The sequence below is a fragment of the Gimesia alba genome (genome assembly GCF_007744675.1).
Classification (GTDB): Bacteria; Planctomycetota; Planctomycetia; order Planctomycetales; family Planctomycetaceae; genus Gimesia; species Gimesia alba.
Genome location: NZ_CP036269.1, coordinates 5543917 through 5556122 on the forward strand (window position 1 = coordinate 5543917; position 12206 = coordinate 5556122).

The window sequence follows — 12206 nt, forward strand, 5'->3', positions numbered from 1 at the left end:
AAACCGACTCTTCATAGCGCTCAGTGAACATCACGCTCCGGAAGTGGCTGCTTCACTGAGTGCTTTGGCTTGCGCGGCTGAGGTATCCATCGAGAGTGTGATCGTGACAGACCAGCGTCCCTGTTCGTCGGCGACAAACTCCCAGTGAGGAATGACCACCGAGCTTTGATGCACAAGTTCATAGCCGCCTTCCGACTGACTGATGGTTTCGATCGGAAAGGTCCAGATGTTGGCGGGCGAGGATAAGTCCAGAGCGGCATCTAATCCCAGCCATTCATCAACGAGACCGATGCGGTCGATTTTTTCCAGATCCAGTTTCGATTCCAACTGTCCCAGCTGCTTGCCGAGATGGTTGTAGTAATAACGGTCACTGGCACCGGCGGCGAGGCCGGCAAAATTGAACTCGACTCCAAAATGCAGGGGAACATCTGCGGGCAGTTGTGACAGTTCATAGTGGAACTCCAACGTGCCTGCCGCATTCTTGGCTAGCGAGACAGTTTTGGTCAGTTCCACTTCGTAGGGACCAACGTGCCCTTTGCGGGTCATCCGCACTTCACAGTAATCATCGGTGCGACGCAGTGAGCTGAGATACACGCCCTGCACAAAGTCGCCGACTTCTCCGCCGCCGTTGGCCACGGTATCGAGATCAACGCCGGGTTGATAGAAATGATCGACCAGCGATTTTCGGGGAGTGTGATCGTAGTGCAGTTTTTTATCCAAGTCAGGCTGTTTGAAACGGACGGCGTTATGAATCTTACCGATGTCTTCGCCGTTTTGAGATCCCTCTGCCCGTTCCTCTGCTGCTTTGCGAATGATGTCATGATAGGGTTCGGGACGACGATTCAACGTTGCCAGAATATTGTGTTTGGCACCACGGACATCCAGTTCATAGAGATGACCGCCGTGGGCAGGAGCCAGAAATCCGACGAGGCGATTGCTGGCCAGACGGACTTCCTTGCGAGCATCCAGGTTGAAATCGGCGGCTTCGACTTCCAGCCAGTTGGCATCGCGGTGTGTGATTTTTTCCAGCAGACTGTCTGCGGCAATCAGATGTTTGTAGATGGCGTTCCGCAGATGCGGGAGATACAGCCCGCCAAAGGCACCGTGCCAATACGGGCAGTTACATTGTGCGCGATAGAGTTCGGTACGTGCTTCGTGCAGAATCGGCAGATCATCGGCGTCCACGCCGGTCGCTTCCAGACTTTGCAGCCGATTACTGACCAGCAACATCCGGGAATACATTTCATTGAGTTCCGAATATTTCACACGGAAGTTGCGCCAGAAGCCGCCACGCAAATATGGCTTCAAGCGATCGAAGCCTTCAACGTCCTTAAATTTTTCTTTCAAGTCGGCCAGTTCGAGCTGGCGATCTGAGGTGAGCGCCCATTCGGTCATCTCGCGATAACTGGCATCAGGAAGATAACAACTGCCCATAGGCGAGACGGTGTCCACGGATTCGGACATTGTAGTAACTTTTAACCAGTCGCTGTTCTGGCGGAGCAGATCCAGAAAACGCTTCAGCCAACCATCCCGGTACACATGATCGTACGTGCCAGGCCAGGCGCCAAACTTTTCGCCGTCATCGCCAAACACCACGACGGAATGCGGATGATGATCGGCAATTTCTTTGAGGTAGTGAATCGTTTCGACAGGGTCAGTAAACGGAATCTGATAACGCAGGGTTTCGTTATCGGGAAAGATTTTGAGCAGACGGCCTTCATCTTCCGAAAGATAGTACCCATGCATTTTCTCAGCCCGTACGCCGGCGGCACTGAAATGGGAATCGTCCAGCAGCGTGTATTCCATGCCGGCATCAACAAGATCAGAAACGAAAGCCTGTTCCCAGACGCGCTCAGGAACCCACATTCCGCGAATCGGTGTGCCGAAAAGTTTCTTGAGGTAATCCGTATACGCGGTTATCTGGCCGATGCGGTCACAGCGGGGAATGCCCGCCAGAATCGGCTCGTAAAATGGTCCGCCCAGAATCTCTACCTGTCCGGATTCCGCCAGTCCCCGTACTCGATCAATATACTCGGGATGTGCTTCGACCAGCCATTCCATCAGGCTGCCCGAAGTATGGAGAGAAAAAGGGATATCAGGGTATTCCGACAAAACATCCAGAAAGGGTTGATAGCTGTTTTGATAGGATTCTTCAAAAACCCCTTCAAAATTCCCGACTGGCTGATGGTTGTGAATGACTAAGACGAGCCGAAGTCGACAGCCCATGGGCCGCATCCTTTCATCTGTGTAATACACAGAACTATCGATTACGCTAAGAAATAGTATTATTTGATTTATGACACGAGCGAGCACCGCCCGCTCCTGCTTTAATCGCTGATCCCGCAGGACTTGGAACGAATCCGGCTTATAGTAAAGCCAATCTTTTATTAATCATAGAGGACTTTTTATGAGAATAAAATCCAAGTCCCCGTAAAATCGATACTCGCGGTCCCGAAATACTGTCGAAGGAAGGTCAAATGTTAAAGCAGGTAATTTTTCGCCAGATTGATTAACTGGGACAAGTCCGAATCCGGGGCTGGATTCTCTATTTTACACCTGAGCCAAACGGGGTGAGAGAATCAGGAACCAAGCTGTTTTTTGAGCCGTTCCACGGCCTGTTCGGGGAAGACCGGATTGATATACATGTTTGTCGCCAGCTCGAAGCCGGCCAGATGGGCCAGCCGCGGATAGATGCGCAGACTCCAGGCATAGCCGCCTTGATCGCTGGTCGTGAAGGGAGGGGTTTGGATGACAAAGTTGAAATCATGACTGCCGAGGATGTCTTCCAAAGCCAGCAGCAGGCGACGACTAAGGTCGCTGAGATCCTCCAGCTCCTGATCGGTGGATTGATCGAAGTGGGTTTTCAGCGTCCGCGGAACGATCCAGGTTTCAAACGCAAAACGGCTGGCATAGGGACAGATCACATGAAAATGCGGGGTCGACATCACCAGACCTGAAACGTGATTCGGCTGTTCCCGTAAAAATGTTTCAAACAGAGAACAGCCTGTCTCGGTGAAATGTTTCTGTGCGGCCTGTAGTTCCTGTTGCATGGCCTCTGGCACTATCTGACTGGCGACGAGTTGCGAGTGTGCGTGCCCCAGTGAGGCGCCTCCCAGAATCCCCTGGTTTTTGAAAATGATCACATACTCCAGTTGAGGATCGTCGCGATGCGTGGCGACGCGCTGTCGATAAGCGCGGAAAATCTCTTGAAACTGGGATGGTTCCAAGCGCGTGATCTGCGTCTCAAACTGCGGACATTCTACGATGACTTCATGCACGCCGTAATGATTCGAACCACAGGCAGCGACAGCATACGGAGTCAGTGCGGGATATTTATTCGCCACAACCCGCAAACGCCAACCAGGCTGGTTGGGTTGAGTCTCGGCCGGACGCACGGCGTACAATTCGGGAGTCGTCTCGTCTTCTTTGCCTTCGGCAAACGGATCCGAGTCAAGTTGTTCCTGTGTCATCTCGTAGGGAGTCGCATCACTGGACAGCGCAATCGGACGCTGTGCACGTTCCGGTGCGAAGATAGTGGTATAACCCGTAAGAGGATCGGTGCGGATCTCAGACATAAAAACAGTTAGCTATTGGGGACAGAAAAAAAGAGACGTTCACCGCTCATCAATGCGAGGCAGAAACCGATTCGGTATTATTGGCACGGTAGCTGCCGGCACGCTGATAGACCGAGAGATAATTCTGCGCACTCTGTTTCCAGGACCAGTCTTTGGACATGCCTGTGTGCTGCAGTTGATTCCAGGTCGGTTTATCCAGGTACATGTCGATCGCACGGCGCATTTGTCGATACAACACGGTCGAGTCAAAATGCCAGAAGGAAAATCCGTTGGCAGTGCCGTTTTCCAGGTTCTCTCCCGAGGCATCGACGACCGAATCGGCGAGTCCGCCCACTTCATGCACGAGCGGCACAGTTCCATAAATCAGGCTATACATCTGGTTTAAACCGCACGGTTCAAACTGGCTCGGCATCAGAAAGATATCCAGGCCGGCTTCGATCTGATGGGCTAAACTCTCATCAAAGCCGATGTAGGTCGCGACTTTGTCGGGAAAGCGTTTTGCCAGATCGGAAAAGGAGGCTTCGTGATAGGGATCGCCGGTCCCCAGAAAGACCATTTGCACATCCATCGCCAGCAGATTTTCGGCAGCGTCCAGAATCAGAGAGAACCCTTTCTGATCGGTCATGCGTGAAATAGTTCCCAGCAGCGGGACATCCGGCTTTTGGGGCAAGCCCATCCGTTCCTGCAGGGCGGCTTTACAGAGCGGCTTGCCTTGTGTGACGGTCGACGCGTTATAGTGGGCCGCGATGTTGGGATCGATCTCGGGATTCCATTCTGTGGGGTCGACTCCATTCAGAATGCCGACCAGACGCTCGGCGTGCGTATCGAGAACGCCGTTCAAGCCGTAGCCGAAACGTTCGGTCCGAATTTCTTGCGCATAGGTCGGACTGACGGTGGTGACCATGTCGGAAAACACGATGCCGGTCTTCAACAGGTTGAGCTGACCGAAGAATTCCATTTGATGTCGATTGAAGTATTTCCAGTCGATGCCGGTCAGCAGCATATCCCAATGCCAGTATTGACCTTGAAAGGCCATGTTATGGATGGTGAACACCGAAGCCGTTTTTTCAAAACCGGGGCGGTCCTGATATTCAATTTTCAACAGTGCGGGGATCAATCCGGTCTGCCAGTCATTCGCGTGAATAATATCGGGGCTCAAACCAAGTTTGTCAGCAAACTCCAAAACCGATCGGCTGAAGAAAATGAATCGTTCGCAGTTGTCCTGATAATCGCGACCGCTTTCGTGATACAGTTCCGGTCGATCAAAATAGCGGGGCTGATCAATCAGATAGACGGTGACGCTGGACTCGGGAAAGCTGGCTTTACGCAGACCGGCTTCGACTTCCTTGCTGCCGACGGTAATCGAAACCTTTTCCGGGCAGACTTCAAAGTCATCCGGATTCAATCCCCGTTTCGCCGTCGATTGAGGGTAATACGGCATAAACAGAGTGACTTCATGCCCGGCTTCTGCCAGCGCTTTTGAGAGGGCCGAGGCGACATCGGCCAAACCACCTGTTTTTGCAAATGGAATCGCTTCGGAACTCGCTAAAACGATTTTCATAAATTCCCGATCTATCTGGATTTCAGATCTCTGAACGTGTCTACAATATTATATAGGGTATTATCGGTTGAAAGTAACGGATCTGTAAACACAAGTGGAGTCGAAACCCGGTATTGGATCGCTCAATTCATAAAGATTTTTCAGAAATCTCGACATCAAAAGTGTCTATTTGGGAAGGCCTCCCATGAGTGTGTGCGACTCTCGTTGGTGCGGTGGTCTGGTTTTACCTGTTTGTTCAGTAAAAATAGCGAACTTCTGCTGCAAAATAGGGAATGTGTAATTGCGGATCAATTTCAGATTGGAGATAGTATAGCCTGGGTTTTCCGCATCAATCCCCGGTTCGGGTGAAACGCGTCCATCATTCAACCAGTCATTCAAAGCGACACGCATATAATAATCGTAGCATTTATGAACCTTCTTTTGCCGCCCTTCGAGAGTACGACTCTGAGTCTTAATTTCTGATATGAATGATCCTTCGATTCTGGAAAATCAACCGAATTCAACAGACAGTTCACAAAATGAGTCTGCGCAGGCACAGTCTACCCCCGCACCAGCAGCACAAGCGAAAATTCATCACGATGCCTTTACCTGGGAACTGCCGGCCGAAGAGATCACGCTGCGTATCCGCTGGTTTGGTCTGTGTGTCGGATACGTGCTGGTCAACTTTGTAGGGAACGACTCAGCGATTCAGGTTCCCCAGCTCAACTGGATCCTGACACTGGGTGCGATTTATGCACTCGCCGATACCTATTTCAGTTTTCGCGGTCGCGTGTTTCTGGGCGAATGGCCGCTGATCATTTCGGTGATGGAGGCGCTGTTTATCGGTCTGCTCTGTCATTACGATGCCGGCCTGAACAGCCCGTTCCGTTTTTATTATCTGCTCTCGCTGATTGTATGCTCGATCCGGCATTCGCCGGCGATCGCCTATATGACCTTGGGACTGCACCTGATCAGTTTTACGACGATTCTGTTTACGAGCCCTTCCATCCCTGCCGACTGGCTGACGCAATTACTGCTGATGATTGTCTGGATGGGCTGGGTCGCGTGGGCCAGTATTGCCTTTTCGAGTCTGGTGAAGCGAACGAGTATGGAACTTTCGGCTGCGAATGCCCAGCTTCAGCAAAACCAGGAATTGCTGGAAGAACGCATCGCCCGCCGTACCAACGATCTGCAGGAATCACAGGCGTTACTGGTGCAGCAGGAAAAGCATGCCGCCTTCGGTTTGCTGGCCGCCGGAATTGCGCATGAAGTGGGGAACCCGCTGGCAGGAATCAGTTCGCTGGTGCAGCTTTTGAATCGGCATAATAACGACGAATACACGTGCAAACGTCTGCAGGAGGTCGATGGCCAGCTGCACCGGATTCAACGCATCCTGCGGGAACTGATCGATTTCAGTCGACCGGCGACGACGGAACGCAATCGCTGCAACATCAACGAGCTGATTACCGAGTCTTTGAATATTTCGAAGTATTATAAACGCAAAAAAGGCAAAAAGATCATCACCCGCTTTGCTGAGAATCTGCCGGTGGTGCAGGTGGTCCGGGATCAGCTCGTGCAGGTGTTTCTGAATCTGATTCTGAATGCGATGGACGCGACGGAAGAAGGGGAATCGATCGAGATCACCACACAAGCCCGCGACGGCCAGATTTTGATTTCCGTGCATGACAATGGTCAGGGCATTCGAGAAGAAGACAAGCCAAAACTGTTCCAGCCTTACTTTACAACAAAGTCAAAAGGAACGGGCCTCGGTTTATTTGTGTGTAAAAATATTCTTGAGCACTCGAATTCCGGAACAATTGAAATTGATGAAAGTGTCAAAGCTGGCGCGAAATTTATCGTCTCATTGAACTGTGACGAACTACAGGGGTTGGCGGAGATTCCTCCCGGCCCGGCGAATGAAATCAAATTTGTAATAACGACATAAGCAGAAAACAGGATTGAACCCAACGTGCAACTGAATCGATCTGTACTCATCGTTGAAGACGAAGAAGTCATCCGAACTTCACTGGCGGAATTTCTGACCAGCGAAGGTTACGAAACCATGCAGGCCTCAACCGTCGCCAAAGCACTGGAGCTGGCGCGGGACCGGGATTTTAATGTCGCAATTTGTGATGTGCAATTACCGGACGGCGACGGCATTGAACTGCTGCGGCGGTTACAGAATATCAAGCCGAGCATTTTCGTATTGATCATTACCGCGTATGCGACAGTGGAAAACACGATCTCGGCGTTTAAAGCGGGTGCCTTTGATTATCTGGTCAAGCCGGTGATCTTTGATGACTTGTCGCACAAACTGAATCGCCTGTTTGAATATCAGAAAATCTTTTACGAGAACCAGATCTTAAGACGCGAACTGGCACGCAGTCCCGGCATCGAAGAGATTGTGGGCAGCAGTAAAGCACTGCAGAAACTGCAAAGTACGATTCGTAAGATTGCCGCCACTAATTCGAACGTGCTGCTGTTTGGCGAATCGGGAACGGGAAAAGAACTGTTTGCCCGTTCGATTCATGCGAATGGACCGAAAAAGGAACAACGTTTTCTGGCGGTGAACTGCGGGATGCGTCCAATTGAATTACTGGAGTCACAACTCTTTGGTTCTGCCGCCAGTTCACTGCAGTATCCTCAGGCAGAACAGACGGGAGTTTTCAAAAATGCCGATGGCGGCACCGTCTATCTGGATGAGATCTCTCAACTCCCTCTAGGCACACAAGGCAAATTGTTACGGGCGATTGAGTATGGCGAGATCCTGCCGCTGGGAAGTGCCGAGCCGGTAAAAGTCGATGTCCGCCTGATCGCTTCGACGACACAGGATCTAGCCGAGATGGTCAAAAAAGGAGAGTTTGAAGAAGACCTGTTCTATCGCCTGGACGGGATGAAAATTCACATTCCGGCATTACGCGAGCGCGTGGATGATATTCCGGAACTGGTTGAATACTTCATTTCAAAGCACTCACGCAAAATGGGGAAACGGGTCACCGGTGCGACCAGCGAAACGATTCGGACGCTGATGTCAGCGGAATGGAAAGGCAATGTGCGACAGCTGGACAATGCGATCGAACGCGCCGTCATGATGTGCGATGACACACTGATTTGTCTGAATGATCTGCCGCCAGAGTTGCATCAGAATGAGCCTCCGTTACCGGATGTGGACGATCTGCGTCTGGCGCTGCGGCATTACGAACGGATGCATATTACGCGCGTGTTGAAAGACAGCACCGACAAGCGGGAAGCAGCCAAGCGGTTAAAGCTCGGCCTTTCCAGTCTGTATCGTAAAATTGAAGAGCTGGATATTGAGCTCGAATAACAGCGATCAGACTTAGCCGGTGATATCCGAATTTACCGGAACAGCAGGCTGCCTTATTTTCTTTTTCGGCTGCGCCTCAAAATATTCCTGATAGCCTTCGCCGGCCCCGTAATCGTATTCGCCATAGCGGCCAGAGAAGATGCCGTTGGCCAGGACGCCGGTCACTTTGATGCCGTTAGTCTGAATGATCTGTTGCACTTTGCGGATCACGCCGTGGCGGTTCTTATCAAGGCGTACGACCAGCAGCACACCGTCCACCGTTGAGGCAATCACTGACGGATCGCTGACAACGACCAGAGGTGGCGTATCGATGAGAACATAGTCATATTCATTACGCAACTGTTTGATTAAATCGATGAAACGCCGCGACATCAGCATTTCGGATGGATTCTCCGGCAGCGTTCCCGCGGTCATGATCGAGAGATTACTGATTCTGGTTTCACGAATCGCCGTCTGGGCATCGATCTCTTCAGCCATGACATCGCCTAACCCAATGGCGTTCGCCAGGCCGAACAATTTATGTACGGTGGGTCGCCGCAGGTCGGCATCGACAATCAGAACCTTGCGGCCTGTTTGCGCGATCGCCAGAGCCAGGTTGGAAATGGAAGTCGTTTTTCCATCGCCGGGTTCAGCGCTGGTCATCTGCAGGACTTTGGCACCACTGCGATCTGTTTTCAGCAGTAGCGACGTACGTAGAGAGCGGAATGCTTCGGCTTCCCGGGAAGCGGGGCGATAATAATACCAGAGCGCCGGATCAAAATCGCTGTCGTCCATAGCCGCTTCGCTTTCGGCGAATGCGGGAACTTCGCCCAGAATTGGCAAGTGGAATTGATTTCTGATTTCATCGACCGACTTCACGGTGGTATCACGCATTTCTCTGAAGTAGGAAATGGCCAGAACGAGCCCCAGACCAACGGCGCCACCTGCCATCAGGAATTTCAACTGGCGTTTGATGACCAGTTCATCTTTGACCGGAGCGAGTTGAGTCAATGTATAACCAGCATCTCCCTGCGAGACTTTTTCCAACAGCAACTGTTTGAAAATATCTTCGCGTTGTGATTTCAACTGGGCGATTTCTTCATTGTATGACTGATCAACAACTTGAAAGTTCCCCACATTTTTAGCAAGTGCCGTTTCCTGATCGAACAGTTTGGTCAGTTCGGTTTCCCGATTATTTAGTTCTTTGAGCTGCTGCTCCATCGATTTGAGATAGACGTTCACAAAATCGACGTCTTTCACTTTGGCAATTTTGAAGTCGCCCGATTCGAGATTCTCAGCCGAGATATCCAGCCCCTGTCGTCGATACAGGTTGATCACAGTTTCAATACTGCGATTAACGGCATCCAGATCGGGATGATTTTTTTGATAGTCGCGTTCGAGACGATGTTTTTGAATCAACAGCGGCATCAGATGTGTTTCGAGAGCGGCACGCGCGCGGTCAACCTGCGTCGTATTGGGTGTGGCAATTTGACCTTGATTCGCATTGGCGTTGCCCGCTTGTCCGCGGGTCTGTCCCATCAGGAACTGCTGCGCCAGAAGTTCGAGTGTTTCTTTAGATTCTCCACTGGCGATTGCCGCTTTGAGTGAATCGATTTTTGATTTCAGTTCAGTCAGTTTCAGCAAATTGAGGCGGCGTTCATTGTCGATGGCTTTGACCCGCTCCTGATGCACGTTGGTGCTGCCGGCGACGGCGGCTTCGGAACCGGGTGTATTTTCCCAATACAGGGGTGCCTTTTCCCGGAACTCTTTGTACTCTTTTTTCTTTTGTTCCAGATCAGTCGAAATCTGCTGATTCGCCACATTCAGCTGCTTGATAATGTCTTTGGTGTTTTCGTCACTGACATCGTTCAGGTATTTGCGATATGCTTTGACGACTGCTTCCGTCACCGCTTTGGCATCTGCCGACAATGGATTTTCGTAAGTGATACTCAGAATGTTCAAGTACGCGCGGTCATTCCCCGAAATGCGTTTAACCTTTAACGTATCGATAATATCCTGCGTGGGATCTTTCTCTCCCGCCAGTGAAGGCAGTTCATTCAGTTTCGCTTCTTTGACCGCTTCACCTACAATCCGCGGGCTTTTAATCACGTCGATGTGTGCGGTCAGTTCACCGAATGTCTGAACTTCTCCCTCTTTAATCGGGACGGGGTTTTTCTGTGAAACCTGGACCTTGGTACTGGCAGAATAGATGGGGCCCAGCTTCATGTAAGCTACCTGCCCCAGCAATAGACCTGCGACCAGGCCGGTGACCAGCAGAAATTTATTCCGAAACAACAGACGTACAATATCAACTCCGGGACCGGAAGAATTGATCGGCGCATGCTCTTCCATGCCATCGATGGCAAAATCGGATTGTTGATCCAGAGGTTGAAATTCGTTATTCACGACACCAGGTCCTGGTCTATCTAAACGCTGAGATGCTTCAGCAAATATTCAAAATTAATCTTTAAGAAATCGTTGATCTGGCTGTCTGACTAACAGCCGCCCAGACAGGGTTTGGATTCCGATTTGACATATTCGGCATACCAGTCAATCGTGCGGCGTAAGCCTTCTTTGATATCCACCACGGGCTCATAGCCGAGATCCCGCTGCGCCGCAGAGATATCCGCCCATGAGTGCAGCACATCTCCAGTCCGTCGCGGCTGGAAATCGGGATTGTAAGGCTTCTCTAACTGCTCACAGATCGACTTCAAGAGATCAATCAGGTTCAAAGAACTGCCACAGGCGACGTTGTAAACATTTCCCGAGACGACACTGGCGTCTGCCTGTGAAGCCAGCAGATTCGCCTGCACAACATTGTCAACGTATGTAAAATCGCGTGACTGAGTGCCGTCGCCGTAAATGACAGGTTGTCGCCCTTCGAGCAATGCGGAGGCGAACAAAGGAATCACGGCGGAATAGGGACTGTTGGGATCCTGACGTGGGCCGAAGACATTGAAGTAGCGGATACGAACGGTTTCCAGGTCGTAAGAATTCGCAAACGCCTGACAGTAAAGTTCCCCTGCCAGTTTGGCTGCAGCATACGGCGAGAGTACTTCCGGTGTCTGGCCTTCGTGCTTGGGCATTTGTTTCTGATTCCCATACGCACTACTCGAACCGGCATAGACCACACGCTGCACACCCAGACGGCGGGCGGCATCCAGCACATGAATGGTTCCCGTCACACAGGCTTCGTGTGTATCGAGCGGATGATCAATGCTCCGTGGGACCGAAGCCAGCGCGGCCTGATGAAAAACAATATCAATGCCTTTGGTGGCCTGTTCGACTGCTTTTAAATCTCGCAGATCGCCTTCCACGAATTCGACCTGATCTTTGAGATGCGCCAGGTTTTTCAATGCCCCGGTACTGAGATTATCAAACACACGCACGGTGTGCCCTTCCTTGACCAGACGCGTTGCGATATGAGAACCAATAAATCCTGCACCACCGGTTACTAAATAATTTGTCACGTGATTATTTCCTGCATTGATAATGTTGTACTGGGTCTCACGATCAATCAGCAGACGCCCTGGCCTCTCAATCGGAGTTTCCCGAATCTATACCTTCAATGTAGCATGACTTTTGCGCGGAATAAGTTATGAATTCCGAGTATTCCTCTTAGAAATTATCGAACATCCTCAACCCGCGGCCTTACTTCATATTATAGACAGGCATTTCCCATACAACCAAAATAATGAGCAGTCCTGCGGCAGAGTGCACCTGTAGATTTGGAACCTGGTGCAGAGAGATAACGGGTAAATCCGATTTAATCGCTACGTGAAACACG

General features: G+C 51.0%; 7 protein-coding genes. 2 read left to right on the forward strand and 5 right to left on the reverse strand.

All coding sequences use genetic code 11. The features are described 5' to 3' along the window. Positions 1-30 precede the first annotated feature (30 nt). From Pan241w_RS20690 to glgA, 3 genes are all read right to left on the reverse strand, one after another. Complete coding sequence (locus tag Pan241w_RS20690) at positions 31-2226, reverse strand: alpha-amylase/4-alpha-glucanotransferase domain-containing protein (RefSeq protein ID WP_145219506.1); 2196 nt, start codon at positions 2224-2226, stop codon at positions 31-33. 353 nt (positions 2227-2579) lie between these two features. Further along, positions 2580-3575, reverse strand: a complete 996-nt coding sequence (locus Pan241w_RS20695) for a galactose-1-phosphate uridylyltransferase (protein ID WP_145219508.1) — start codon at positions 3573-3575, stop codon at positions 2580-2582. 49 nt (positions 3576-3624) lie between these two features. Beyond that, positions 3625-5136, reverse strand: a complete 1512-nt coding sequence (glgA, locus tag Pan241w_RS20700) for a glycogen synthase GlgA (RefSeq protein WP_145219510.1) — start codon at positions 5134-5136, stop codon at positions 3625-3627. A 463-nt stretch (positions 5137-5599) separates the two neighbouring features. Here glgA and Pan241w_RS20710 point away from each other — a divergent pair, with 463 nt between their 5' ends. After that, positions 5600-7060: a sensor histidine kinase gene (locus Pan241w_RS20710; RefSeq protein WP_145219514.1), complete on the forward strand. Its 1461-nt coding sequence runs from the start codon at positions 5600-5602 to the stop codon at positions 7058-7060. A gap of 24 nt (positions 7061-7084) precedes the next feature. Further along, positions 7085-8440 carry a sigma-54-dependent transcriptional regulator gene (locus tag Pan241w_RS20715; RefSeq protein ID WP_145219516.1) on the forward strand — a complete coding sequence of 452 codons (1356 nt, stop codon included), beginning with the start codon at positions 7085-7087 and terminating at the stop codon, positions 8438-8440. 12 nt (positions 8441-8452) lie between these two features. Here the strand turns inward: Pan241w_RS20715 and Pan241w_RS20720 are convergent, their stop codons facing one another. Further along, positions 8453-10825 (reverse strand): polysaccharide biosynthesis tyrosine autokinase, encoded by a 2373-nt coding sequence (locus Pan241w_RS20720; RefSeq protein ID WP_145219518.1) that lies wholly within the window; start codon positions 10823-10825, stop codon positions 8453-8455. 89 nt (positions 10826-10914) lie between these two features. Beyond that, a complete protein-coding gene (locus Pan241w_RS20725; protein WP_145219520.1) occupies positions 10915-11889 on the reverse strand; it encodes an SDR family oxidoreductase in 975 nt (324 codons plus the stop codon). Positions 11890-12206: the final 317 nt, after the last annotated feature.